The sequence below is a fragment of the Mycobacterium sp. genome, from assembly GCF_032159565.1.
Taxonomy (GTDB): domain Bacteria; phylum Actinomycetota; class Actinomycetes; order Mycobacteriales; family Mycobacteriaceae; genus Mycobacterium.
Window position 1 is genome coordinate 1 of sequence record NZ_JAVHWR010000127.1, and the last position, 24973, is coordinate 24973.

Genomic DNA, 24973 nt, shown 5'->3' on the forward strand with positions numbered 1-24973 from the left:
CATCAGCACCTGGTTGTTCCCGGGATCGCCGTTGTCCCACATGATTCCGAGGTCGGTCCCGGTGATCGCGAAACGCTTGATGGTGTCGTTGGGGCTCTGTGGTCCGGTCACCCAGCCGACGAGCGACGTTCCCGGCGGCGGGCCGGGCGCGGGAGCGGGCGGCGCGGGTGCCGGCGCGGGCGCAGCGATTGCCGCCGCGTCAGGAACCGGCTGAGGTGCCGGCGGCGGCGCCACTCCCGCCTGCTGTTGGACCCGTTGCTTCTGGGGCACGAACGAATTGAGGATAGATCGTGACAGCCGGCCCAGGTTGGGCAGCGGCGCGCTGTCGTTGGCCTTGGAGGGTCGATGCCCGATCGGCGGGCCGCTGACTCCCGGCACCTCTGGAGTCGCCGCGGCGTTCGGCGCCGAGGGAGGTTGGGCCTCCGCTGCAGCTCCTGTGCACGGCTCCGCAGAGGCCGGTGGTGCGACGACGATCCCGAACACGAGGCCGACAGCGGCCGCCGACGCCACCGGTATCGATGCGATTCGAGCAAACGGCGACATGTCACACCTTTCAAGGAGCAGAACGTCGCAGTTGACGTCCCGCGCTAGCTGATGTGACGATAGTGATTGTTGGGGCTATAGGGATCAGTGATGTGCTGAAAGGTATGTTTCCGTGACCGTGTCGAAACCCTGGGAGGCTCCGCACGCGGTCACGGGCACCCCTTCGCGTCTTACATGGATGTAATTCAGCTAGAGCTTGCTCGCCGCGAAAGCCGCTGCGCGGTCGGTCATTCCGTTCTTGTTGTAGAGGCTGTGGTTGGCGCCGTCGCCGGTGCCCGAGCAGATCGGGTCGTCGGCGATACACAGGTCGATCGTCTTGGCCGCATAGAGGTCGCCGATCTCAACCGGCGGGGTCCCGATGAGCTCCATGAACTTCGGCGACGGCTTCCCGAGGAGCACGACCGCGGCAACGTGGTCGGCAACCTCGGGCGGCATCGGATCGGGCACCTCCGACGCATCCGCTCCGCTCGGCACGGCCTCTGAGGTGACGAAGCCGGCTACGGCCGCGCCCTGGGAGAACCCGCCAAGGACGATCTTCGTGTCGGGACAGCCCGCCGCCGTTGACTCGATGCGATTGGCCGCATCCCTGATGCCCTGGACGGCGGTGGGGAAGTCGGTACTGGCGGGGTAGTTGACCGGATAGACCGATACCGACTTACCGGCCGCCTGCGAGCGAAACGCATCGACGAACGACTGCCCGATCCCACCGAGACCAGGAGGTTCGAATGTGCCGCGGGCGAATACCACCTCGACATCGGGACACGGGTCGGCGGCCGCGGATGGGAAAGGTATGGCGGGCAGCGCCCCGGTCATCACCGCCGCAACACCAAGCATCCGGGTCAGTTGGCGTGGGCTCACTCTTGCCACTCTGACACACGCTGCAGGACGCCCATCATCGAACTCTGGCTGCAGCGGTGCTGTCTTTCGTCGCACTTGCCGGTGCGCCGTCGGCGCACGCCGACCAGGTGGCCTACCTCGTTAACGTGACGGTCCGTCCCGGGTACAACTTCACGAATGTTGCCGCCGCGCTCGGCTACGGGTAGAGCGTCTGCGACCGGGTGGGCGCGAAGAGGGCCTACACGCAACTCGTCGACGAGGTGAAACGCGACTTCGACACCATGGACTACTACCAAGACGCCTATTGGATCAATCAGGCCGTCAACGAATTGTGCCCGGCGCAGATCTGGCAACTGCGGCAATCGGCGGCCGGCTACACCGTGCCTGCCTGAAACGCCGAAAACGGCGGCGCCCCAGGGACGCCGCCGCCGTGCGAACCTAAAAGCTAGCTGATTACGGGCAGCTGACCTCGATCTCGAAGGGCTTGTTCACTGGCTGCATCGGGTTGGCCATGTCCATGCCGATCGCGTTGCCGGAGATCTTGTAGGTGCTGCCGTCCTTCTCGGCCTTGGCGTCACCTTGGCCGGCATTCTCCTGGAAGCCCAGCGTAACGCCGTTGACGTTGCCGAGGCCGACCGAGTGGACGGTCGGGCTGTCGCCCGAGCTGACGACTGCGCCGATACCGGTCGTGGCGTCGCCGATCGCGATGTTGACGTTCTCGCCCATCGTGCTGCAGACGACTGTGCCCTGAACGGACTGGTCTTTACCGTCGATCGTTACGGTGCTCTTGCCCTCCGCTGAAGCAGCCGATGACGTATCTCCGCTGGTCGACGACTTCTTGTCCGATGAACAGCCGGATAGTCCGGCGATGACAATCGCCGCGCCGCCTATCGCGACCACGAAACCACGTTTCACCACTGTTCTCCTTTAGTTGTCGCGGACCGTCAAGATCGGCGGACCGTCCCACAGAGTATGGGGGCTGCCCACCTGCGGTCTCGGGATTACAAGGAATTTGCCTCGTGACCGCCTGCTGATTGAATACACGTCGTGGCGGAGCCGTCTTTCAGCGTCGAAGCGGAAATTCCGGGGCGGTTGGGGCGTGCCGGTGTCATCCGAACACCGCACGGCGACATCCACACTCCCGCGTTCATCGCCGTCGGCACGCAGGCCACGGTGAAGGCCGTCCTTCCCGAGGCGATGAAAGAGCTTGGCGCACAAGCTCTTCTGGCCAACGCCTACCACCTGTATCTGCAACCCGGTGCCGAGATCATCGATGAGGCAGGGGGACTGGGCACATTCATGAACTGGCCCGGTCCGACATTCACCGACAGCGGCGGCTTCCAGGTGCTGTCGCTGGGCGCCGGCTTCCGCAAGGTACTCGCGATGGACACCGAGCGGGTGCAGGCCGACGACGTCATCGCCGAAGGCAAGGAGCGGCTGGCCCGCGTCGACGACGACGGCGTGACCTTCACGTCGCACCTTGACGGATCGACTCACAGGTTCACCCCCGAGGTGTCGATCCGGATCCAGCACCAGATCGGCGCCGACATCATCTTCGCGTTCGACGAGCTGACCACCCTGGTGAACACCCGCGGCTACCAGGAGGAATCCGTGCAGCGCACGCACCGATGGGCGGTGCGCTGCCTCGCCGAACACCGCAGGATGACCGCGGCTCACCCGGATCGCCACCCGCAGGCGCTCTTCGGCGTGGTGCAGGGCGCGCAGTACGAAGATCTGCGGCGAGAAGCGACGCGCGGGCTGGTGTCCATCGTCGACGACGAGGGCCGTGGCTTCGACGGCTACGGCATCGGCGGTGCGCTGGAGAAGCAGAACCTCGCCACGATCGTCGGCTGGGTCAGCAGCGAGCTGCCCGCAGACAAGCCGCGCCATCTGCTGGGGATCAGCGAGCCCGACGACCTGTTCCATGCGGTCGAAGCCGGCGCCGACACGTTCGACTGCGTGTCACCGTCGCGCGTCGCGCGCAACGCCGCGGTGTACTCCGCGACCGGCCGCTACAACATCACCGGCGCCCGCTACCGCCGCGACTTCACACCCATCGACGCCGACTGCGACTGCTATACATGCGCGCACTACACCCGCGCCTACATCCATCACCTGTTCAAGGCCAAGGAAATCCTGGCCGCGACCCTGTGCACGATCCACAACGAGCGGTTCATCGTCAGGCTCGTCGACCGGATCCGCACGGCCATCAAAGCGGGTGAGTTCGATGAACTGCGCAGCGCTGTGCTGGGTCGCTACTACCAGTGACGCCCAAACTCACAAATGGGCGAAAAAGTGCGAGTAAGGCGCGCCAAAACGTCGATCTCGGCGCCCGGCGGGGCACCCGTCTAGAGCTGCACTTCCTCCAAGACCCGCGCAGTCGGAGGGCCCACCAAAGCCGGCGCCGAATTCGGCGATGCCCAGATCTGGTTGATCAGGAATTCACGGAACGTCGTTGCCGCATCGAGATTCCCGAAACTGAGATTGATCACGACGTAATTCGGGTCGTCGCTCGGCCGGTACACCTCGGTGCGTATGACACCCGCCGCTTCGCGGGCGGGCGCCATCTTGTTGAACGCATCGAGCCAGACCGCCAGTTCGCTGATCTCATGCTCGATATGCAAAACGGGCATGTCAACAGTGTGGACTACCTTCGTGGGTATGACTTCCACCTTGCTTGATGCGCGAGTCGCGAGCACCCTCGACCGGATGTTCGCCGAGGCGGACGCGCAGATGCCGATGCTGGGCGAGCTGTTCGGCCAGCACGCGGTGCCTGCCGAGTCCAGTGCGCAGGACCGCGCCGACGCGCTGAGCGAGTTCTACCTACCGGTCACTCCCGAGGCGGGCCGTCTCCTCTACACGCTGGTTCGGGCGTCGCGTCCGACGACCGTGGTGGAGTTCGGCATGTCGCTGGGCATATCCGCGATTCACCTGGCGTCGGCAGTACGCGACAACGGCGAAGGGCGGGTGGTGACCACCGAACTGAGCGCCGACAAGGTCGCCGTGGCCACCCGCAACTTCGCCGACGCGGGATTGGACGACGTGATCACGGTGCTGCACGGCGATGCGCTGGATACCCTCGCGTCGACCGAGGGTCCGGTGCAGTTCGTCCTGCTCGACGGATGGAAGGACCTCTATATGCAGGTGCTCAAGGTGCTCGAGCCCCGGCTGTCGCCCGGGGCACTCGTCGTCGCCGACAACACCAGCATGCCGGGCCTGGAGCCCTATCTCGACTACATGCGCGATCCCGCCAACGGCTACGTCAGCGTGAACTTCCCGGTGCGGGATTCCGACACCATGGAGATCTCCTGCCGGGCGTGATCACGTGACCAGTTCGTCGATGACCTCTTGCGCCGCGCGCTCGCCCGCGTCGACCGCGCCCTCCATGTAGGCGCTCCAATACCTGGCGGTGTCGGTGGACGCCCAGTGGATGGTGTCGATCGGCGCGGTGAGCGCAGGCCCGTACTTGGCCCACACGTGCGGCCCGTGGTTGGCGTTGTAGCAGCCACGCGTCCACTGCCGATCGGACCACTCCCCGTCGACGTAAAACTCTGGGCGCGAGGCTTTCTGGCCGTAATGGCGTACGAGTTCAGCGGTCAGCGCCGCCCGGCGCTCCGGCTGGGGCAGCCGGCCCACAGTGCGGGCCTCGTCGCCCTCGAGGAACAACAGGATGACGCCGTGATCGTCGCCGGGAATGCAGGTGTCGTTGGACATTCGCGCCGGGCCGACATCGGAGATGAGCTGACCGTTGAATCCGTCTGCGCGCCAGAAGGGTTCGTCGTAGACGAAGACGCCTTCATCGCGGACCCGTTCGGCAGCCGCTGCGTCAGCTGGTCACGGACGCCGGAAAGTGGTGGGTCGTAAACGATCCGGGCCGCCAGCGTCGGTGAGATCGCGACGATGGCCCGGCGGCCACGAGCGACCCGGCCGCCGCGGCAGTGCACGGTGACGCCGTCGGCGGCGTGTTTGATCAGCAGCACAGGCGTTTCGAGCACGATGTGGTCTTCGATGAGCGCAGCCAGCCGCTTCGGGATTCGCTCGTGCCGCCGACGAACCGGGTGGTCTGGGCGCCGCCTTCGGACTCCGCGAAGAGGTCCGACGTCACCCCGCACGTTTGAATGGTGAACAGCAGATGCAGGAACGACACCTCGGCGGCCAACACGTCGAGGCGGCGCAACACCAACTCCAGTTCCTTGCGCTCGGAGGCGAACCGCGCGTGAAACTCGTTCTCCCGCAACACCCCGGAGCCGGCCAGCTCGTATGACGTTTCGCCCTGGTCGTACTGGGGATAGGTCTGCACGCCCAGTTCGGCGGCCAATCGGAACATCCGTTCATGGGTGTCGCCGATCATTGCGCGCCGAGTTCGACGGGCACCCCGGCGATGACCTCCTCGGTCAGAATCCGCCCGCCCACGCGCTCGTCGGCCTCCAACACCAGGGGCGTGAGCCCGGCCTCGAGCACTCGCCGGGCTGCGACCATGCCGGATATGCCTGCCCGACGATGATGACGTCGGCGTCCCAGTTGGTCGGTTGCACCATCGTGGCCTGAGCTCTCCCGCCAGCCGGGGGTACTCGCGCTTCAAGCTGAGGAACGTGTCTGAAGCCGACACGCCGAGGTCCTTACCGTAGATTGCGCATGCCCGCAGTGGCCGGCGCCGAGCGCGCGCAGAATGCCACGCTTTTACGCGTGTCGTGCAACAGACACGCACGGTCGCGGAGTGGGAGGTAGCGCCGGAGCGGGAAGGTTGCGGCTCTTACAACGGGTTGAGGATTCGGTCGAGGAACTGGCGCGTCCGCTCCTCTTTCGGATCGCCGATCACCTCGGCGGGCGGCCCCTTCTCGAGGATGACCCCTCCGTCGGTGAACAGCACCTGGTCGGAAACCTGCCTGGCGAACTGGATTTCGTGGGTGACGATGACCAAGGTCCAGCCCTCGACGGCGAGGTCCCTGATGACCGACAGTACTTCGCCGACCAACTCCGGGTCCAGCGCCGAGGTCGGCTCGTCGAACAACACCACCTTGGGCTTGAGCGCCAACGCCCGCGCGATGCCGACCCTCTGCTGCTGGCCACCGGACAGCTGGAACGGGTACTGGTCCCGCTTCTCGGCCAGCCCCACTTGTTGCAGCAGTTCGACAGCCTCGGCCACCGCCTGGTCCTTCGGCCGCTTCTGCGCGATCACCGGTCCCTCGATGACGTTCTCCAGGACCGTCTTGTGCGGAAACAGATTGTGGGACTGGAACACAAAGCCGCTTTGCGCCCGGTACCGCTGCAGCCGGTCCTTGGCGACCGGCTTGGAGAAGTCGATCTCGACCCCGTCCTCTCCACCGACGCTGATGACTCCGGCATCCGGCACGTCAAGTGCGTTGAGCGCGCGCAGCAGCGTCGTCTTGCCAGAACCCGACGGGCCGATGATCGCCGTCGCCGATCCGCGCGCGACGGTGAACGAGACCCCTTTCAGCACTTGGTTGTCGCCGAAGGCCTTCTGCACATCCTCGGCGACGATCCTGTTCTCACGAGGCTCCGTCATCGCGCCACATACCTTTCCAGCCGACGTTCAAGACGGCTCTGACCGAACGAGAGCACCAGGCAGATGACCCAGTAGTAAACCGCGGCGGTGCCGTACAGAGCGAAGAACTCGAAGGTCGGCGCCGCGATGATCTGTGCTTGCCGCAGCAACTCGGTGACCAGAATCGTCGATGCCAGCGACGTGTCCTTCACCAGCGAGATCAGCGTGTTCGACAGCGGCGGCACGGCGACCCTGGTGGCCTGCGGCAGGATGATGCGCCTCAGCGAGTCGACGTAGTCCAGGCCGATCGTCTCGGCGGCCTCCCACTGTCCCTTGGGAATGCTTTGGATAGCGCCGCGAATAATCTCCGCGGCGTAGCCGCCGACGTTGAGCGAGAACGCGATGACCGCCGCGGGGAAGGGATCGATTCTGACCCCGAGCTCCGGCAGTGCGAAGAACACGATGAACAACTGAACGAGCAGCGGCGTGCCCCGGATCACCGATATGTAGAAGCGGGCGATGTTGCTGACGACCACATTCGACGACAGCCGGGCCAGCGCGACCACGAGCGCGATCACCAGCCCGATGACGAAACTGATGATCGTCAGCGGGATCGTCTTGGTGATCGCGGCCTTGGCCAGTGGCCCGAGGCTGTGGAGGATCAGCCGCCAGGTCGATCGCGGTTCGGCCTGCGCCCCGGAGGCGGCGGGCGCGCCGGAGGCGTTGGTCTTCAAGTACTTCTGCGAGATCTCGGCGAGCGTCCCGTCGTTGCGCAGTTCATCGATGGCCTTGTTGAGATCGGGCAGCAGCCCACTGTTCTTACGGGCGGCGAAGCCCTGTTCGCTCTTCTCGCCGACGTTCCCGGCGATCTTCACGGTCTTGTCATCGGTCTCGGCCAGATACGCGTACACCGCGATGCTGTCGTTGACGACGACGTCCACCCGGCCCTGGTTGAGCAGCTTGATGGCCTGGGTGAAACCCTCGACGGCTTCCACTCGGGCGCCGGCTTTACGCGCGATCTCCGACCAGTTGCTGGTCGCGTTCTCGGCGGCCACCTTGCCCTTCAGGTCGGCGAGCGACTTGATCGAATTGTCGTCGGCGCGGGTGACGATGACGCCCTCGCCGACCGAATACGGTTCGGAGAGGTCGTATTTCGCCTTGCGTTCGTCGTTGATCGTCACCTCGTTGGCGACGACGTCGAAGCGGTTCGCCTCCAGGGCCGCGAACATCGAATCCCACGGCGTCTCCACGAATTCGACTTTCACGCCGAGTTTGTCCGCTACCGCCTTCGCGACGTCGACGTCGTAGCCGACGAGTTCGCCGGTGGCGGCGTCGTGGTAGCTGAACGGGGAGTAGACCCCTTCGGTGCCGACCCTGAGCACACCCGAGGATTTGACCTGGTTCTCGCCGGACGAGCCGCCGCACGCTGCGAGCGCCAAGACGGCGACCAGCAGCATCAGGGCCAGCACGGGTTTTCTGACGAAGCGCACCGGCGGACGCTAACAAGTCGCTGCAGGTTCACCAAGGGTTCTGCTCAAACGCGACGCTATATATGATCCGGCTCGATGCCAGAGGAACTGTCCGCCGAGCAGGCCGCGGCGCGTCTCGACACCGATGACACGTTGGGTATGCCGCTCGGTCCCGGCCAGCGGCCCGCGTTCCTGCGTGCGCTCGGCGAACGGGAGGACTGGACCGACCTTCGCGTCTACGGTGCGCTGCTGGCGGTCGGCACCGAACTGTTCTCGCGGCCGGGCGTGCACTACGTGTCGGGCTTCTACGGTCCGCTCGAGCGGGCCCTGCGCGACATGGGCGGCGACATCGAATTCACCCCGGCCGACTTCCGACGATTCGGTCCGCTGCTGGAGGCCCAGTCCCCGCGAGTGATGACGACGGTCGCTACCCCGCCGGACGCCGACGGCTGGTGCTCCCTGTCGTTGCACGCAGGCGGCACGATCGGCGAACTGCACCGCGCAGGTGACGACCCGCAACGGCTACTGGTCGTCGAGGTGTCCGAGGCCTACCCCCGGACGTTCGGGCTCGGCGACCAGCATCGGCACGCCCTGCACGTCGACGAGATCGACGTCCTGGTGCGCTCGACCGACGCTCCGCTCGCGCTGCCCGGCGGGGAAGCGCCGCCCACCGACGTCGACAAGGCGATCGCGCGGCACGCCCTCGACTACATGCCGTCCGGCGCCACGTTGCAGACCGGCATCGGCTCGATCCCCAGCCAGATCGCCACGCTGCTGGCCGAAGGCGACGGTCGCGATTACGGGCTGCACAGTGAGATGTTCACCGACGGCTGCATGAGGCTGCACAGCGCGGGCAAGGTCACCAACGCGGCCAAAGGGCAGTACAACGGCGTCAGCGTGACGACGTTCGCATTCGGTTCGCCGGAGCTCTACTCATGGCTCGACGGCAACGAGGAGGTGGCGTTCCTGCCGGTCGAGGTCGTCAACTCGCCGGAGGTGATCGCCGCCAACAATTTGATGGTCACGATCAACGGTGCGCTCGCCGTCGACATTCAGGGCCAGGTGGTTGCCGACACCATCTCGGGCGGCCAGTTCAGCGGGATCGGCGGCGCCGAGGATTTCGTCGCAGGCGCCGGCCTCGAACTGTCCGACCGCTCGCTGATCTGCCTACCCTCGACGTTCGAAAAGGACGGCGTGTTGCAGTCGCGGATCGTGCCATGGTTCGGCCCCGGTGCCGTGATCATGACGCCGCGGCATCAGGTCGACGTGATCGTCACCGAGTACGGCGCGGCCGAACTCGAGGGGAAGACGGTCCGGGAGCGTGGCAAGACGCTCGCGGCGATCGCGCACCCGCAGTTCCGCGACGACCTGTTGGCTGCCGCGGAGCGGGCGGCGAAGGGACGCTCGCCGGTCACGTAGCCGGCGAGTAGATCCACGGTTCGCGCGGCAGCCTGGCCGGCTCGAAGCGCGCCAGCATCTCGTCCAGCGATGTCGTCTGCCACCCCAGCGATGCCGCGATCTGTTCGAGTGCGCGAGGCACGCCGATCTCGGCCAGCGTCACCGCGCCGTCGCGCTTGGCCAGCCGCGCGCCGTCCGCGTTGAGCACCAACGCGACGTGCGCGTACGTCGGCTCCGGCAACCCGAGCAGGTTCGCGAGGTAGGCCTGGCGCGGCGACGAAGCCAGCAGATCGTCGCCGCGGACCACTTGGTCGACGCCCTGTGCGGCGTCGTCGATGACGACCGCCAGGTTGTATGCGGCCACCCCGTCGCCGCGACGGACCACGAAGTCGTCGACGATCCCGGTGTATTCGCCGTGCAGCACGTCGTGGACGCTGTAGGTGGCGACGTCGGTCCGCAGGCGCAATGCGGGCGGGCGGCCGGTGGCGTGCCGTCGGGTTTCCCGCTCTGCGTCGGTGAGATCGCGGCAGATACCGGGGTAGGCGCCCTGCGGGGCGTGCGGCGCTCTCGGTGCCTGCTGGATATCCCTTCTGCTGCAATAGCATTCGTAAAGCAAACCCCGCATCGCCAGCGCGTCGACCGCATCGTCGTAGCGTTGCGGATGCTGCGTCTGCCACTCGGCGGGCTCGTCCCACGTCAGGCCGATCGCCGCGAGGTCGTCGAGCTGGCGGGTGGCGATGTCGGCATGGGTTCGGTCGTCGAGGTCGTCGACGCGCATCAGGAACCGCCTGCCGGTAGAACGCGCGAAGAGCCACGCGAGCACGGCGGTTCGCAGATTGCCGATGTGTAGGTCGGCCGACGGGCTGGGAGCGAACCGGCCCGCGCCGGGTGAGGTCACGCCCGCAACTTAGCGGACCCGCGCGAGGCCGGCGTTATCGCTCACGCTCCCACGGCGGGGTTTCGCCCATCTTCTTGTAGTACTTGGCCAGGTGGTTTTTCACCTGGTCGACTTCGTCGGCCGGAATGTTGATGCCGCCGCGTGCGCCGTCGACGACCGCGGCTGCGGCCATCACCGCGCGGGGCACGGCTTTCAGCTCGCCGTCGACCACGTCGGCGATCAGCAGTTTGTAGGCGGTGAAGTTGTCCTTCTTGTCGCTGTCGTACCAGACGTGGGCGTTCCGGTACTTCTCGTTGGGTTTGTCATCGGCGCCGGCCCACTTGCGGACCCGTTTCTCCGCCGCGTCGCCGTCCCACTCGCGGTCGCGATCGGCGAGCGGCAGATCTTGGAATGCAGTCACAGCCATGCCCGCAAGCGTGCCCGCACCTGATACCGGTTAAACCGCGAGTGCGTTGGTAAAGGCGCTGCAGAACCAGTCGACGTCGGCCATGGAGAAGACCAGTGGCGGTCGAATCTTCAAGACGTTGCCGTCGTGCCCGCACACCGAGATCAGCACCTGCTTCTCCCGAAGCGCGTTGACGAGCCGGCGGGCCTGCGCGCGGTCGGGTTCCTCGCCTCCCGCGGCGACCACCTCGACGCCGACGTAAAGGCCCGCACCGCGGACGTCGCCCAACCGGGGGTCGTCGATGGCCGACAGCCCGGCCCGCAGCGCGTCGCCCACCGTCGCGGCATTGGCCATCAGATGTTCCTGCTCGATGACGTCGAGGACAGCCGACGCCGCGGCGATCGACACCGGGTTGCCGCCGAAGGTGTTGAAGTAGGGCACTCGCGTCGCGAACGGTTCGAGCACGTCGGCCCTGGCCGCCATCGCTGCTATCGGAATGCCGTTGCCCATCGGCTTGCCGGTGGTCACGATGTCGGGGACCAGGCCGTGCCGGTCGAAGCCCCACATCGACGTGCCCGTGCGGGCGAAGCCCGGCTGCACCTCGTCGGCGATGAACACCCCGCCGCGGCCGCGCACCTCGTCCACGGCGGGGCTCAGCACGGACGTGTCGGCATAGATTCCGTCCGACGAGAAGATGGTGTCGACAATCAGGCAGCTGACGCCGTAGCCCGCCTCGATCAGGTCGTCCGCCGCGCGTGCCACGTCCGCGGTGAAGCGTGCCGACAGCTCATCGGCGGACTCTCGGTAGGTGTCGGGCGGGTCGACGAGACGCACGTTCGCGCCGACACTGGTGGCGCCGCCGAGCGATGGCGAGATCGCAGTCGTCGAAGCCGTGTTGCCGTGATAGGCGTCGCGGGCGATGACGACACCCGTTGCACCGGTGCGCATTTCGGCGACCCGCAGTGCCAGGTCGTTCACCTCCGACCCGGTGCAGGCGTACATCACCTGGTCCACGTCGCCCGGCATGGTGGCCAGCAGCCGTTCGGAGTAGTCGACGATGCCGCGGTGCAGATACCGGGTGTGCGTGTTCAGCGTCGCCATCTGCCGGGAGACCGCAGCGACCACGTGCGGATGGCAGTGCCCGACGCTGGCCACGTTGTTGTAGGCGTCCAGATAACGGACGCCGTCGGCGTCGAACAGGTGGCTGCCCTCCCCGCGCACCAGGTGTACCGGCTGGTCGTAGAACAACCGGTAAGCGGGTCCCAGCAGCCGCTCGCGGCCGGCGATCAACGGGTCGTCCGTGCCGCCGGCCCGATAGCTGTTGGAGTCCATGATGTTCGAAAAGCTCACGGCCAGTGCCTCCGGCATCGCAGGTGGTTGATGCCAGTCTGCTGCATAAGCGACGGTAGGTCACACTGTGGGAGTGTCAGGACTGCCGCCCGATCACGATCTGTACGCGCGCGGCGCGTTGCCGTTCTACGGGCTCGATGCCGATGCGCCGCTGCGACTGCTCAGCCTGTCGGAGAACGCCACGTACCTGGTCGACGATGTCGACCCGGTCGTGCTGCGGGTACACCGTGCCGACTACCACTCACTGCAGGCAGTCCGTTCAGAGCTGGCCTGGATGGCCGCGCTACGGGAGCAGACCGATGTGGTGACGCCGCAGCTGATCCCGGCCTGCGATGGCAGTGAGGTGGTCACCGTCGTCCGCAACGACCGTCCGCTCAACGTAGACGCCGTGACCTACGTCGCCGGTTGCACCGCGGAGGAAAGACCTGAGGCGGTCGGGTTCGACCAGCTCGGGCGAATCACCGCCGCCATGCACGACCACGTCGAGGGCTGGAGGGCGCCGAACTACTTCACCCGCTTCTCCTGGAATGCCGACACCATGATCGGCCCGGACGGCCGATGGGGGAACTGGCGGCATGCGCCGGGGCTGACCGAAACCGGGGAGGCGATGGCCGGAAGCGCTGTGACGGAGCTGCGACGCAGATTGGCCGACTTCGGTTGTACGCCTGACCGGTTCGGTTTAATACACGCTGATCTGCGAATGGCGAATCTGATGATCGATCCGGACGTGGCCGCAGGGCCCATCACCGTCATCGACTTCGACGACTGCGGATGGTCGTGGTATCTGGCCGATCTCGGTGCCGTGGTGTCGTTCATCGAGGACACTCCCGCGGCCGAGGCGATGATCGCGGGATGGCTGGCGGGATACCGCGAAAGTCGGGAACTGCCCGTCGAGCATCTCGACATGATCCCCTCGTTCGTGATGCTGCGACGCCTGCAGCTGACGGCATGGGTGGCGTCACATGCCCACGCCGACAGCGCCATCGAGTTCACCGAAGGCTTCGCCGACGGGACGGCGCGGCTGGCCGAGCGCTATGTGAAGGACAGGGACTGGCTGCGCGACGCCGTCTACCCGTAACGACCCGCCGAATCCGCCGCCAGACCGTCCAGCGCCTCATCGACGCAGTCCTTCCAGCATCCGGGCTGGATGCGGTGCACCGCCGAGTCGCCCTGAAAGGCGCTGGAAACCACCACATCCGGGGTCAGACTGCGCAGCAGCCGCAGGCTCGCGGCCAGCGCGTCGGCGTCGCCGATGCCGGGGATGTAGCCGGCCCACCAGTTCCCGTAATCGCCGAACACCAGGGTGTCGCCGGTGAACAGGTAACCGCCCTCGGCGCCGTTCACGAGATAGCAGGTGCTGCCCGGTGAGTGGCCGGGCGTCGGGATGACCTCGATCCCGTTGACGTCGATATGACGGCTGCCGATCGGCACGTCGACATGGGCGTGCCGGCCGATCTCCAGCAGCTCGGTGACGGGCGCGTGCAAGGACGAGTCGAAGTGGCCGGCGATCTTTGCGAGCATCGGGCCGGCTTCGTCGCGGTGCGAAAGATACTGGTTGGAGACGCCGCCGAGCTCATCGAGTTCGGTGAAGTCGGCATCCGTTGCGGTGGAATAGAACAGCGTGTTGCGGCCGGTCCACAGGAATGCGTGAGTGGTCAGCCCCGGAAACGGTGAATCGGTGCGGGTCTGCCATAGATCACTCAGAACTTGTTGCATACGACCACCCTGCGACCTGAACCGAAGTTGAGGTCAAGCGTCACAAACCGGGGACGATATCGTCGAGGGCGAAGGTGACCGGCCGATCGAGTTGGGCATAGGTGCATGAGCGTGCTTGGCGGTCGGGCCGCCAACGGTTGAATTGTGCGGTGTGGCGGAACCTTTCGCCTTCCATGTGGTCGTAGCGGACCTCGACGACCCGCTCGGGCCGCAGCGGCACGAACGAAAGATCCTTTCCCGCGTTCCAGCGGGAACCTTCGTTCTTGCGTGGGGTGCGTTCCCCGGCGAAATGGGCGGCCCAGTTCCAGGGGTGCTGTTCGAAGGTGGTGACGAGCGGCTGCAGTTCGATGAGCAGTTGCCGTCGCTTCGCCATCGGAAAGGCGCCGATGACGCCGACGGACGCGAGTGTGCCGTCGTCCTTGAAGAGTCCGAGCAGCAGCGAGCCGATCGCGTCCGTACCGGACTTGTGCAGCCGGTAGCCCGCGACGACGCAGTCGGCGGTGCGCTGGTGCTTGATCTTGAACATGATGCGTTTGTCCGGCTGGTAGGGGATGGTCAGCGGCTTGGCGACGATCCCGTCTAGACCCGCGCCCTCGAACTCGGAGAACCATCGCTGCGCCGTCGTCATGTCGGTGGTGGCGGGAGTGACGTGGATCGACGGGCTCGAGCCTGTCCTGCTCCTCGCGTGTTCGGCATCGGCCAAGGCATCGACGAGGGTGGCGCGGCGCTCGGTGAACGGGCGCTGCGTGTAGTCCTCGTCGCCGAGGGCGAGCAGATCGAACGCGATGAACGATGCCGGTGTCTGCCCGGCGAGCAGCCGCACCCGTGATGCGGCGGGATGCAGCCGGAGCTGAAGCGCCTCGAAATCCAGCCTGCCGCCGGCGGCGATGACGATCTCGCCGTCGATGACGCACCGGTCGGGCAACTCCGCGACGGCGGCTTCCACCAGCTCGGGGAAGTAGCGGGTCATCGGGCGCTCGTTGCGGCTGCCCAGCTCCACCTCGTCACCGTCGCGGAAGAGAATCGACCGAAACCCGTCCCACTTGGGCTCATAGGAGGCGTCGGGCGGGATCGTCGGCACCGATTTCGACAGCATCGGCGACACCGGCGGCATGACGGGCAGGCGCATCGGCCCATTCTCGCTCGGCTGCCCGATGACATTGCCCGGTGTCGGCTGTCTACAGGAGTATGGAAAGTGTGGACCTCCCCGTGCAGCCACCGATCGATCCCATGCTCGCCAAGGCCCAGGCGAAGGTGCCCGTCGAGGCGGGGGTGTGGTCCTACGAACCGAAATGGGACGGCTTCCGGGCGCTGGTGTTCCGCGACGGCGACGACGTCGTGCTGCAGTCGCGCAACGGCAAGGACCTCGGCCGGTACTTCCCCGAGCTGCTCGACGCACTGCGCGACGAAGTGGCGCCGCGCTGCGTGCTCGACGGTGAGATCGTCGTCCCGCGCGAGATCGGTGGCCGCATCCGCCTCGACTGGGAGTCGCTCAGTCAGCGCATCCACCCGGCCGCCAGCCGCATCAAGATGCTTTCCGAGCAGACCCCTGCGCATTTCATCGGCTTCGACGCGCTGGCCACCGGTGACGCGTCGCTGCTCAAGCAGCCGTTCCGGACGCGACGAGAAGCGCTGTGTCACGCGGTCAAGGAAATGCAGTGGTGTCACGTCACCCGCACCACCGAAGACCCTGAGCTGGGCGTGCAGTGGCTGACGAGGTTCGAGGGCGCGGGCCTCGACGGGGTGATTGCTAAACGTCTCGACGGCCCGTACCTGCCGGGCAAGCGCGAAATGGTGAAGGTCAAGCACGCCCGCGACGCCGATTGCGTCGCCATCGGCTACCGCATACACAAGAGCGGGGAGGGTGTCGGTTCGATCCTGCTTGGGCTCTACCGCGACGACGGTGAACTCCAGATGGTCGGTGGCGCGGCATCATTCACCGCGAAGGACCGGTTGAAGCTGCTCGCAGATCTGGAACCGCTGCGAGAAGGCGACGGAATGCGCGAAGGCGACCCCAGCCGATGGAACTCAACGGCCGACAAGCGCTGGATCCCGGTGCGGCCGGAAAAGGTATGCGAGGTCGCCTACGACCAGATGGAAGGCAATACCGAGCACGGGCAGCGCTTCCGGCATGCCGTCAAGTTCGTCCGCTGGCGGCCCGAACGTGATCCGGACAGCTGCACTTTCGACCAGCTCGACGCGCCGGTGAACTACGATCTCTACGACGTGTTGGAGTCCTGAAATGGCAACGCCTGCAGAAGAACTCGATGTAGAAGGTGTCAAGGTTCGCTTCACCAACCCGGACAAGGTGTACTTCCCGAAGCTGGGCCGCGACGGAACCAAGCGCAAGCTGGTCGAGTACTACCTGGCCGTCGCGACCGGGCCGATGCTGACCGCGCTGCGGGACCGGCCCACCCATCTGCAGCGGTTCCCCGACGGCATCGACGGCGAGGAGATCTATCAGAAGCGGGTGCCGCAGAAACACCCCGACTATCTGGAGACCTGCGTCGTCACTTTCCCGTCCGGCCGAACGGCCGATGCGCTCAAGGTGACGCACCCGTCGGCGATCGTGTGGGCCGCGCAGATGGGCACCATCACCCTGCACCCGTGGCAGGTGCGCTGCCCGGACACCGAACATCCCGACGAACTGCGCATCGATCTCGACCCGCAGCCGGGCACCGGATTCAGGGAGGCCGGCGCGATCGCGGTCGACGTGCTCAAGCCCTTGCTCGACGAACTGGGGCTGATCGGCTTCCCGAAGACGTCCGGCGGTCGCGGTGTGCATGTGTTTCTGCGCATCAAGCCCGACTGGGACTTCATCGCGGTTCGGCGTGCCGGTATCGCGCTGGCCCGTGAGGTGGAGCGGCGGGCCCCCGACGCCGTCACGACGTCGTGGTGGAAGGAAGAGCGGGGCCGGCGGATATTCATCGACTACAACCAGAACGCGCGCGACCGCACGTTCGCATCGGCGTACTCGGTGCGCAAGACGCCGATCGCGACGGTGTCGATGCCGGTGACATGGGATGAACTGCGCGAGGCCGACCCCGACGACTACACCATCGCCACCGTGCCGGACCTCGTGAAGGAGCGGGGCGATGCGATGGCGGACCTGGACGCCGTCGCGCAGTCGATCGAGCCGCTGCTCGAGATGGTCAAGGCCGACGAGGAGCGCGGTCTGGGCGACCTGCCGTATCCACCGAGCTACCCGAAGATGCCGGGGGAGCCGCCGCGCGTGCAGCCCAGCAAGAAAGTGGCGGCCAATTGGGACGAGGACGGGAACCCGGTCAAGGACGGTTGATGGGCGAAACCTGTCGGCATCCTTCGAAATCGTAGGGAAACACCCGATATTTGGGGGCGCGTTACGGGCATAGCATCACGCATCAGTAAGGCACCGCGCAGGATTCGTCATGCCGTCAACCATCGGAAAGCCGGTCGCTATCTTCGCCGCAGCGACGGCGCTCGGCTCATTCGGAGTGCTCGCGACGGCGGCCTCGGCGCAGGCGGCACCGTCTGCGGTTCGTACGTTCGCGCGCGACACCCTGGTCGGCAATCGAAGCGGCGGCCAGATGGTGACGCCTGATACGCAGGTGGCCGGCTGGGCGTGGGGATCATTCTCCAGCAAGCCGTAGGCGCCTTCGCGGAAGCGCTCCAGGGGCGCAACTCGTCAGCCCGTCAGCGCCGTTGAGCGGTCGGGAACCGGAACCGGGCCAAGCCCTGGTCGCGTGCCGTGCCCACCCAGATCTCACGGCCGACCTGCAACGCGGTCGTCGCCGCGCCGAAGGTGTCGGGACCGTAATCGATGAGCTGTTCGGTTGCGAGTGTCTTGGGGTCGACGGCGAGCACCCGCGACGGGATGCCCAGCCGGGGATTCGAGCTGAGATGGCCTTCGAGGAGTTCCTGCATGCTGGTGCCGTAGGTGCCCGCGGCGAGAAGCCGGCCCGACGCCGCCCAGGTCAGGTTGTCGACCATCATGTCGACCTGCACGGAGGTCGGCTCCGGGTCGCTGCTGCCGCGCCGCACCTTTCTGAGGCAGCGCGAATTCCAGCCGCCGATGTACACCCACGCGCCGTCCGAGGACACCGCGACGCCGTTGGCCGTGTTGATCCGAGTGCCTGGCAGCGTCACCCACCCCCGCTTCGGCGACCACTCCAGCACACCACCCGTATCGGCTCCCGCCATGGCCGACTCGACGCTCACCTCGATGCGACCTTCCGGGTCGCCGGCGGTGCTGACAACGAAGCCGTCGTCGACGGCGGCCACGTCATTGCCGACGGCGCTGCCCGGAAGTCGCACGCCGCCAATCCATTTCAGAGCCGGCCGAGGGGCGTCGAGATCGACGTCGAACACCTCCACCGACTCGTTGCCACCGTGGTTGACCACGTACAGTTCCGTGCGCCCGTCGGGCCGGAGTGTCACGTCGATGCCGTGCGGCCTGAATTTCAAGGGATTGAGATCCGGCTGGTCAACGAACCTCTGAGCGTTCAGGGCGGAAGTGGCGCGGTACGGGAAGATCTCATTGCACGCGCCGTTCGTAACGCTCACCGCATACAGCCGCCCGAGCGGTGCGGTCGGCCCGGTCATACCCGATGTCAGCACCCATTCACCGCCGGGAGCAACCACGAGATCCTCAGCGTTTACCGGCCCCGCGATATAACCGACCAGCTGATCGTGCATATCCGTAACAATTACGCAGTGACGAGGCATCGGCATAGGTATTCGGCTACTTCGTTCTGAGACCTCAAAGGCCGACTCCGATGCGGAACGCTTGGCTGGGCCGATCCGGAGCAAACCAACGCGCGCGTCAGCCCTGGCCTGCCGTCGCGCGCTGTCGCGTCGATGGTTATAGTGATACGCGGACGCCGGAAGATGTGCAGTAACAACCTCTTTGGCCGACGGGGCGCGCCAAACGGTATCCGGCGCCGTGCACCGTTCGAAATAGGCCGAGGGGATTAGCGTGATCAATCTGAAAACAGTTGTCGCAGGAACTTTTCTCACCGCCGGGTTGGCGTTGGGAGCCGTCGGCGTGAGTGCGGGGGCCGCGAATGCGGCACCCGCCGCGCCGGCCATCGCCGGACCGCAGTACATCTCGGAGAACGGACCGGGCCGTGGTCACGGACACGACGACGACTACTGGTGGGACGATCACGGCCCGAGGAACTGGGATCCGGTCGACGCCTGCATCGGCCTGCAGGGCCCGTTCGGATACGTCCAGGGCAGCGCCTGCATCTAGCCGTTCGTCGGTACGACGCCGCGCGCCTGGGGTAGCGGAAGATCGTTGTAGGTCGCTATGCCGGGTGCCGCGGCGACGACGGCAGGGATCGCGTGGATCGGTGGCAACGCCGTCATGATGTGGCCGATGACGAAGAGGTCTTCGATCGACTTCATGTTCTCGATCATGTCCGGCGGCGGCAGGAAGCCGACCTGCATGTTGACGGTGGGACGACCCTCGACGGTGATCTTCCAGCCGTCGCCGTCGAGCTTCCAGTCCGGGTCCAGCGTCTGACCCTTGCGCCACCGCACATTGAGGTCCACGACGGTCCTGCCGCCGACCCGGCCCTGCCAGCTGGCGAACACACCGGCAACGTGACCGGCCTTGATGGTCCACGACGCCATCTCGAGGTCCTCGGTGGTCTGCGCGTACTCGGTTTCGCACACCACCTCGTCCAGCTCGACTCCGAGCGATTCGGCGACCAGCCGCACCGCCTCTTCGAATACGGCCGTGCCGTGCGCGGCCATCGGGCCCAGGTTGGGATCGTCGATGGGAACGCCGAAGCCCGCCGGTCGCTCGGTGTCCGGTGAGTCGTACAGCGTCGTATCGGCGGACTCGGCGACGATCACCTTGTCGACCCGGTCGCAGGCCGACGCCGCGACGATGGCCAACAGGTCGGCGAAGCCGGGACTGACGCCCGATCCGAATATCGTCGAATTGCCCTCTTTGCAGGCCTGCTCGATGCGGTCGCGGCCGGCGCCGAGATTGTGCCCGGTGATGAACGATGCGGACGTCACGACGTTCACCCCGGCCGAAAGGATGCGCACGAGCTCGTCGACGTCGATCCACATCGGGTTGTAGACGACGCAGTCGGGCTTCAATGCCAGCAGCGCGTCCACGTCGTTCGTGGCTGTGACACCGAGCGGTTCGATTCCGACCAGCTCGCCGACGTCGACCCCGTTCTTGTCCTCCGACCAGGCATAGCACCCGATCAGTTCGTAGTTGGGGTTCTTGGCGATCGCTTCTACAGAGCTCTTTCCGACATTTCCCGTCGTCCACTGGACGACCCGGTGAGGGGTGTTTGGCACTCGCTCAGCATAGGGATAGCGGCGCCGTTCCTGCGGTGCCTTTCGGCCACAAAATTGACGTTTACGGTCAGGAAGTCAGCGTCGCCTTGCCGGTGCGCTGCTGGCCGCTCTTGTCGATCCAGGTCAGGTCGACGACATCGCCGGGGTAGTGCCTGTCGAGCACCTGGGTCAGCGACGTGGCCGAGTCAAGCGATACGCCGCCGACGCTGGTGAGGACATCGCCGTTGACGAGGCCGGCCTGCTCGGCGGGACCGCCGCGCAGCGCCTCGCGAATGACGACGCCCGGCACATCGGCATCCTGGTCGCCCGCGGCAACACCGACGCCGAGCAGCGTCGGGGGACCGACGTGCACGGTGTCGGACATTGTGCGCGAACGGATCTGGTCGGCGATGCCCAGCGCCTGGTTGATGGGTATGGCGAACCCCTTGCCGCCGGGCGCGAACCGGTAATTCACGGTCGCGGCGGTGATAACGCCGATCACCTGCCCCGCGCCGTTGACGAGTGGTCCACCGGAGTCGCCCGCGCGAACGGGCGCCGCAACCTCGATCAGGCCGTTCAGTTGGTCGGAGCTACCGGTGAGCGCGTCCTTGGCGTCGATCGTGCGGTCCAGCCGCGTGATGCTGCCTGGTTCACGCGTCGGCGGGCTGCCCGGGTTGGCGTTGCCGATCGCAACGGCCGGCTCTCCGATGGCGATCGACGACGAGTTGCCCAACGGCGCTACCGGCAACCCGGATGCGCCGCGAAGCTGCAGAAGGGCGATGTCGTGCGCGCGGTCGTAGCCGACGAGATCGGCTCCGAAGGACTGGCCGGTCCCGACGTTGTGTCCGGTGATGACGTCTGCGCCCTGAACCACATGGAAGTTGGTCAGGACCTCGCCGTTGGGGTTCAGCAGGAAGCCGGTGCCCGCACCGATCGCGTGTTGGTAGTCGATGGTGGTGTCGATTTGGACGACGGCGGGCTCGACAGCCGCGATCGCAGTGTCCAGTGGGTCCGCAGAAGCGATCGCCGGGCGGATCGGCGCGACGAGTGCCATCACGGCGACGAGCGCGATCAGCAAGCGACACGGGTGCAAGCGGGCCATATGGGAACTTTCGGCTCGGGGCGGAATCTCATTACATCGTGGCAATGAGTGTTCCCTTGTCGACGAGGAGCTAATCGTCCAGAGCGACGCCGCCACGCGACCGCCTGCGCTTACGCAGGCCGATCTTTCCTGGTGAACGGCGGTTGCGCAGACCGCCGTTGGTCGATTCCGCGCCGTTGTCCTCATCGGAGGCCTCGGCCTGGGATTCGGCTTCGGCTTCGGATTCGGGCCCGGATTCGGATTCGGATTCGGCCCCGGGCGGGGCCTCCTCCGCTTTCGCGTCGTCCTCGGAGGTTTCGGCCGTGAGCTCGGCGGGCTCCGCGGATTGCTCCGATTCGGTGGCTTCGCCGGTGGTCGCGTCGTCGTCCGCTGTGGTGGACTCGACGGCGTTCTCGCTGTCAGCGGCCGCCTCCTCGGCGGCCTTGCGGCGCCGTCGGCTCTGCTTCTTCGCAGCCTTCGGCTTGAGCGGTTTCGGCGGAGGCGGCGGCAGTTCGGCCACGAATGCCAGGTAGAACGCGAACACGCCGAGCAGCGCAACCGCCGCGGCGGCACCGTAGACACCAAACAGCCAGCGTCCGGCGCTGTCCAAGCTGAGCCAGATCTCGCTGATGGCGGTGCCGATGATCAGCACGCCTGCCAGCACATGCAGCCCCACCGACGATGTGCGAAGGCTCAGGGCCAGCTGGGGCGTGCCCAACTCCGGCTTGCGGGTACGCAGCAGCGTGAACACCACCGGCAGCCCCGCCAGGCCGATCAGCGCACCTGCGGCGATGCGCAGCACCGTCCCCAGCGTGTGCGAAGTCGTGCCCCTCAGCTCCGGCCACCGCGGCAGGACGAAGAAGAAGTACAGAACGCCGGCGGCGATCGAGAACGTCGCGTGCCAGGCCACCGCAATTTTGCGGTTCATACTCCTCCTCGAATTTTTAGGGCCGAGGAGCGACCAGCTCATCACTGCCCACTGGTCGTTCCTCGGACCGAGTGCGGAGGATGCGGGATTTGAACCCGCGAGGGCTATTAACCCAACCCGCGTTCCAGGCGAGCGCCATAGGCCACTAGGCGAATCCTCCGCGGGCCATGGTAACCGACCTGCCTAACACGCCCGTCCAGTCGGTTCTCCACCACGTATTACACTCGCTGTGGACCCCGCGCGGCGTCTATCCTGTGAACTCCCCCAGGGCCGGAAGGCAGCAAGGGTCAATGGGCTCTGTCGGGTGCGCGGGGTCCCCTTCTTTCAGACCTTGAGGACCCATCGTGTCGTTTCACTCGCTCGGCCGCGAGGAATTGCAGGCGCAGCATGAATCGCAGCAGGCCGATTACGCCGAGTTACAGGCCAAGCAGCTCAAACTCGACCTGACCCGCGGCAAGCCGTCGCCGGCGCAGCTCGACCTGTCCAACCCGCTGCTGAGCCTGCCAGGAGACGACTATCGCGACGGGGACGGCACCGACACCCGCAACTACGGCGGCCTGCACGGCCTGCCAGAGCTCCGGGGCATCTTCGGCGAGCTGCTCGGCGTCCCGGTGCAGAACCTGATCGCGGGCAACAACGCAAGCCTGGAGCTGATGCACGACGTCGTGGTCTTCTCGCTTCTGCACGGCGGCGTCGATTCGTCGAAGCCGTGGATCCAGGAGCCGGCCGTGAAGTTCCTGTGCCCGGTGCCCGGCTATGACCGGCACTTCGCGATCACCGAGAGCCTCGGCATCGAGATGATCAACGTTCCGATGCTCGAGGACGGCCCCGACGTCGACCTGATCGAGGAACTCGTCGCCGCGGATCCGGCCATCAAGGGGATGTGGTGTGTGCCGGTGTTCTCGAACCCGACCGGCGTCACGTTCGCCTGGGAGAAGGTGCGCCGTCTAGTGCAGATGCGCACGGCCGCAAATGATTTCAGATTGTTCTGGGATAACGCCTATGCGGTGCACACCCTCACACACGATGCGGTGCAGCAGATCGACGTGCTCGGTCTGGCCGCCGCCGCGGGTAACCAGAACCGGCCCCTGGTGTTCGCCTCGACCTCCAAGATCACCTTCGCCGGCGCGGGCGTCAGCTTCTTCGGCGGATCGCTGGCCAACATCGCGTGGTACCTGCAGCACTCAGGCAAGAAGTCGATCGGCCCCGACAAGGTCAACCATCTGCGCCACCTGCGGTTCTTCAAGGACGCCGACGGCGTGCGCCTGCAGATGCAGCGCCACCAGCAGCTGCTCGCCCCGAAGTTCGCCTTGGTGCAGGACATTCTGACCGAAAGGCTCGGCGCGTCGAAGATCGCGTCGTGGACGGACCCGAAGGGCGGCTACTTCGTCAACCTCGACGTGTGGCCGGGCACCGCCCGCCGCACCGTATCGCTGGCGAAGGATGCGGGTATCGCCGTCACCGAGGCGGGTGCGTCGTTCCCGTACCGAAAAGATCCGGAGGACAAGAACATTCGGATCGCGCCGACCTTCCCGTCACTGCCCGACCTGAGGGAGGCCATCGACGGCCTGGCCACCTGCGCGCTGCTGGCCGCCACCGAAGCCCTGCTCAAGGACTGACCCCATTTGTGAATCTGACGACGCTAGTCGCCGAAAACCGTCGTCACAATCACAAACCGAACCCACGAGAGCGCAGCGCGTTCTCTACTCTCGCGACGTACGCGGCGCGTCGATAGCGCAGTAGATCTCTGCTGACGCGGACGATCAACCAGCCGAGCTCCGTCAGGGCGAACTGCTTGTCGATATCGCGCTGTCGCACCGCGGGATCTGTCCAATGTTGAGCCCCGTCGTACTCGACTCCTACCATCACGTCGTCGTACGCCATATCCAGGCGCGCGACGAACTGGCCATATTCATCGAATACACGGAACTGCGTCACCGGCGAGGGCAGACCCGCGTCGACCAGCACCAGTCGGGCGATGGTCTCCTGAGGCGACTCAGCGCCGGCATCCATCAACGGAAGGACGCGCAGCAGCCTCGGATTACCGCGGGCTGCCGGGTGGGCGGCCATCACCGCTTCGACGTCGACTCGCTTCACATCTGTGGCGTTGGCAAGGGCATCGAGTCGTTGCACTGCCGCGATCGGAGACCTGATGTGACGGCCGAGGTCGAACGCGGTCCGGGCGGGTGTGGTCACCTGCATACCGTTGTGCTCGATGATTTCACCGGCGAGCACCGCCTCCGTCCTGACGATGAGATCGGGCGGCGGCCTGCGGTTGTCGTGGATGAGCTCCGCCGGCTCTGACGGGTCGATCCACTTGGCGCCCAGCACAGCCGAAGCCGATAGGCTCGCGACGATGCCGTGGCGCTTCGACCACAGCCACGCGGCCTGCGCTCGCTGTCGCGCCGACGGGACGGCGTCGCGCGGCACGTAGATATTCGGATACACAGGCCGGTGAAGGCGGCGCATCGTCCGCTCGGAGATGACGCCCGACGACAATGCTTCGCTTCCCACGTACGGCCACGGCACCTCGATCACGAGCACTACGGTGCGCTCGGTCACCGACGGATCAGCTTCGCCGCCGCA

General features: G+C 66.2%; 26 protein-coding genes, 1 tRNA gene, 1 other RNA gene and 3 pseudogenes. 11 read left to right on the top strand and 20 right to left on the bottom strand.

The features are described from left to right. Both QOC76_RS15865 and QOC76_RS15870 read right to left on the bottom strand, forming a co-directional pair. Window positions 1–543, bottom strand: a pseudogene (locus tag QOC76_RS15865) (DUF4185 domain-containing protein); the annotation flags it as partial. A 189-nt stretch (window positions 544–732) separates the two neighbouring features. Beyond that, entirely contained in the window at window positions 733–1401 is a 669-nt protein-coding gene (locus QOC76_RS15870) for a cutinase family protein (RefSeq protein ID WP_526357964.1), read from the bottom strand. A 44-nt stretch (window positions 1402–1445) separates the two neighbouring features. Between QOC76_RS15870 and QOC76_RS15875 the strand changes: the two are divergent. After that, window positions 1446–1772: pseudogene (locus tag QOC76_RS15875) on the top strand (DUF732 domain-containing protein). A 61-nt stretch (window positions 1773–1833) separates the two neighbouring features. Here the strand turns inward: QOC76_RS15875 and QOC76_RS15880 are convergent. Next, window positions 1834–2295, bottom strand: coding sequence for a lipoprotein LpqH (locus tag QOC76_RS15880; RefSeq protein WP_526357966.1), 462 nt, complete (start codon window positions 2293–2295; stop codon window positions 1834–1836). A 132-nt stretch (window positions 2296–2427) separates the two neighbouring features. Here QOC76_RS15880 and tgt point away from each other — a divergent pair, with 132 nt between their 5' ends. Further along, window positions 2428–3648 carry a tRNA guanosine(34) transglycosylase Tgt gene (tgt, locus tag QOC76_RS15885; protein WP_526357968.1) on the top strand — a complete coding sequence of 407 codons (1221 nt, stop codon included), beginning with the start codon at window positions 2428–2430 and terminating at the stop codon, window positions 3646–3648. Between the two features lie 80 nt (window positions 3649–3728). Here tgt and QOC76_RS15890 read toward each other — a convergent pair whose 3' ends face one another. Continuing rightward, window positions 3729–4013 carry a hypothetical protein gene (locus tag QOC76_RS15890; RefSeq protein ID WP_526357970.1) on the bottom strand — a complete coding sequence of 95 codons (285 nt, stop codon included), beginning with the start codon at window positions 4011–4013 and terminating at the stop codon, window positions 3729–3731. Between the two features lie 28 nt (window positions 4014–4041). Between QOC76_RS15890 and QOC76_RS15895 the strand changes: the two genes are divergently transcribed. After that, window positions 4042–4701 carry an O-methyltransferase gene (locus tag QOC76_RS15895; RefSeq protein WP_526357972.1) on the top strand — a complete coding sequence of 220 codons (660 nt, stop codon included), beginning with the start codon at window positions 4042–4044 and terminating at the stop codon, window positions 4699–4701. Here QOC76_RS15895 and QOC76_RS15900 read toward each other — a convergent pair. From QOC76_RS15900 to QOC76_RS15920, 5 genes and pseudogenes are all read right to left on the bottom strand, one after another. Further along, window positions 4702–5375 (bottom strand): annotated as a pseudogene (locus QOC76_RS15900) (flavin monoamine oxidase family protein). It lies immediately after the preceding gene. Continuing rightward, window positions 5351–5731 (bottom strand): hypothetical protein, encoded by a 381-nt coding sequence (locus tag QOC76_RS15905; protein WP_526357974.1) that lies wholly within the window; start codon window positions 5729–5731, stop codon window positions 5351–5353. Before QOC76_RS15905 ends, QOC76_RS15900 begins: the two are co-directional and overlap by 25 nt. Next, window positions 5728–5859, bottom strand: a complete 132-nt coding sequence (locus QOC76_RS15910) for an FAD-dependent oxidoreductase (RefSeq protein WP_526357976.1) — start codon at window positions 5857–5859, stop codon at window positions 5728–5730. Before QOC76_RS15910 ends, QOC76_RS15905 begins: the two co-directional genes overlap by 4 nt. 274 nt (window positions 5860–6133) lie before the next feature. Beyond that, the gene (locus QOC76_RS15915; RefSeq protein WP_526357978.1) at window positions 6134–6907 is read right to left on the bottom strand and encodes an amino acid ABC transporter ATP-binding protein; all 774 of its coding nucleotides are present in this window, start codon (window positions 6905–6907) and stop codon (window positions 6134–6136) included. After that, window positions 6904–8343 (bottom strand): ABC transporter permease subunit, encoded by a 1440-nt coding sequence (locus tag QOC76_RS15920; protein ID WP_526358127.1) that lies wholly within the window; start codon window positions 8341–8343, stop codon window positions 6904–6906. Before QOC76_RS15920 ends, QOC76_RS15915 begins: the two co-directional genes overlap by 4 nt. Before the next feature lie 108 nt (window positions 8344–8451). Between QOC76_RS15920 and QOC76_RS15925 the strand changes: the two genes are divergently transcribed. Then, a complete protein-coding gene (locus QOC76_RS15925; protein WP_526357980.1) occupies window positions 8452–9774 on the top strand; it encodes an acetyl-CoA hydrolase/transferase family protein in 1323 nt (440 codons plus the stop codon). Here QOC76_RS15925 and gluQRS read toward each other — a convergent pair. Genes gluQRS through QOC76_RS15940 form a run of 3 tightly spaced genes read right to left on the bottom strand, consistent with a single transcriptional unit; the run spans window position 9767 to window position 12386 of the window. After that, entirely contained in the window at window positions 9767–10651 is an 885-nt protein-coding gene (gene gluQRS / locus QOC76_RS15930) for a tRNA glutamyl-Q(34) synthetase GluQRS (RefSeq protein ID WP_526357982.1), read from the bottom strand. The two genes, QOC76_RS15925 and gluQRS, sit on opposite strands and share 8 nt — an antisense overlap. 34 nt (window positions 10652–10685) lie before the next feature. Next, on the bottom strand, window positions 10686–11057 hold the full coding sequence (locus QOC76_RS15935; RefSeq protein WP_526357984.1) for a hypothetical protein: 372 nt from the start codon (window positions 11055–11057) through the stop codon (window positions 10686–10688). Between the two features lie 30 nt (window positions 11058–11087). Next, window positions 11088–12386, bottom strand: a complete 1299-nt coding sequence (locus QOC76_RS15940; protein WP_526357986.1) for a class-III pyridoxal-phosphate-dependent aminotransferase — start codon at window positions 12384–12386, stop codon at window positions 11088–11090. A 73-nt stretch (window positions 12387–12459) separates the two neighbouring features. Between QOC76_RS15940 and QOC76_RS15945 the strand changes: the two genes are divergently transcribed. Then, window positions 12460–13464: a phosphotransferase enzyme family protein gene (locus tag QOC76_RS15945; RefSeq protein ID WP_526357988.1), complete on the top strand. Its 1005-nt coding sequence runs from the start codon at window positions 12460–12462 to the stop codon at window positions 13462–13464. Here QOC76_RS15945 and QOC76_RS15950 read toward each other — a convergent pair. Both QOC76_RS15950 and QOC76_RS15955 read right to left on the bottom strand, forming a co-directional pair. Then, window positions 13455–14102, bottom strand: a complete 648-nt coding sequence (locus QOC76_RS15950; RefSeq protein ID WP_526357990.1) for an MBL fold metallo-hydrolase — start codon at window positions 14100–14102, stop codon at window positions 13455–13457. The two genes, QOC76_RS15945 and QOC76_RS15950, sit on opposite strands and share 10 nt — an antisense overlap. 40 nt (window positions 14103–14142) lie before the next feature. Beyond that, window positions 14143–15231, bottom strand: coding sequence for an ATP-dependent DNA ligase (locus tag QOC76_RS15955; protein WP_526357992.1), 1089 nt, complete (start codon window positions 15229–15231; stop codon window positions 14143–14145). A gap of 59 nt (window positions 15232–15290) precedes the next feature. On the opposite strand from QOC76_RS15955, the gene QOC76_RS15960 reads away from it, so the two are divergent. From QOC76_RS15960 to QOC76_RS15970, 3 genes are all read left to right on the top strand, one after another. Further along, window positions 15291–16343 (top strand): ATP-dependent DNA ligase, encoded by a 1053-nt coding sequence (locus tag QOC76_RS15960; RefSeq protein WP_526357994.1) that lies wholly within the window; start codon window positions 15291–15293, stop codon window positions 16341–16343. Window position 16344: 1 nt separating this feature from the next. Further along, a complete protein-coding gene (ligD, locus tag QOC76_RS15965) occupies window positions 16345–17400 on the top strand; it encodes a non-homologous end-joining DNA ligase (protein ID WP_526357996.1) in 1056 nt (351 codons plus the stop codon). 109 nt (window positions 17401–17509) lie between these two features. Then, the gene (locus tag QOC76_RS15970; RefSeq protein ID WP_526357998.1) at window positions 17510–17731 is read left to right on the top strand and encodes a hypothetical protein; all 222 of its coding nucleotides are present in this window, start codon (window positions 17510–17512) and stop codon (window positions 17729–17731) included. Window positions 17732–17774: 43 nt separating this feature from the next. Here the strand turns inward: QOC76_RS15970 and QOC76_RS15975 are convergent, their stop codons facing one another. Further along, window positions 17775–18776, bottom strand: coding sequence for an SMP-30/gluconolactonase/LRE family protein (locus QOC76_RS15975; RefSeq protein WP_526358000.1), 1002 nt, complete (start codon window positions 18774–18776; stop codon window positions 17775–17777). A 280-nt stretch (window positions 18777–19056) separates the two neighbouring features. On the opposite strand from QOC76_RS15975, the gene QOC76_RS15980 reads away from it, so the two are divergent. Next, on the top strand, window positions 19057–19332 hold the full coding sequence (locus QOC76_RS15980; protein WP_526358002.1) for a hypothetical protein: 276 nt from the start codon (window positions 19057–19059) through the stop codon (window positions 19330–19332). On the opposite strand, the gene QOC76_RS15985 is transcribed toward QOC76_RS15980, so the two are convergent. The 4 genes from QOC76_RS15985 to QOC76_RS16000 all read right to left on the bottom strand — a co-directional run bounded on the left by QOC76_RS15985 (window position 19329) and on the right by QOC76_RS16000 (window position 22547). Continuing rightward, window positions 19329–20399, bottom strand: coding sequence for an NAD(P)H-dependent amine dehydrogenase family protein (locus QOC76_RS15985; protein ID WP_526358004.1), 1071 nt, complete (start codon window positions 20397–20399; stop codon window positions 19329–19331). The genes QOC76_RS15980 and QOC76_RS15985 overlap by 4 nt on opposite strands. Before the next feature lie 67 nt (window positions 20400–20466). Next, a complete protein-coding gene (locus tag QOC76_RS15990; protein WP_526358006.1) occupies window positions 20467–21480 on the bottom strand; it encodes a S1C family serine protease in 1014 nt (337 codons plus the stop codon). A 70-nt stretch (window positions 21481–21550) separates the two neighbouring features. Continuing rightward, window positions 21551–22387: a lipid uptake coordinator LucA gene (gene lucA, locus QOC76_RS15995; RefSeq protein WP_526358008.1), complete on the bottom strand. Its 837-nt coding sequence runs from the start codon at window positions 22385–22387 to the stop codon at window positions 21551–21553. Between the two features lie 74 nt (window positions 22388–22461). Further along, window positions 22462–22547 (bottom strand) — tRNA-Ser (locus QOC76_RS16000). A 68-nt stretch (window positions 22548–22615) separates the two neighbouring features. Between QOC76_RS16000 and ffs the strand changes: the two genes are divergently transcribed. After that, window positions 22616–22710, top strand: an RNA gene (gene ffs / locus QOC76_RS16005) — signal recognition particle sRNA small type. Window positions 22711–22731: 21 nt separating this feature from the next. After that, complete coding sequence (locus QOC76_RS16010) at window positions 22732–24006, top strand: aspartate aminotransferase type Ic (protein WP_526358010.1); 1275 nt, start codon at window positions 22732–22734, stop codon at window positions 24004–24006. A gap of 49 nt (window positions 24007–24055) precedes the next feature. Here QOC76_RS16010 and QOC76_RS16015 read toward each other — a convergent pair whose 3' ends face one another. Beyond that, the gene (locus tag QOC76_RS16015) at window positions 24056–24925 is read right to left on the bottom strand and encodes a type IV toxin-antitoxin system AbiEi family antitoxin (RefSeq protein ID WP_526358129.1); all 870 of its coding nucleotides are present in this window, start codon (window positions 24923–24925) and stop codon (window positions 24056–24058) included. Window positions 24926–24973: the final 48 nt, after the last annotated feature.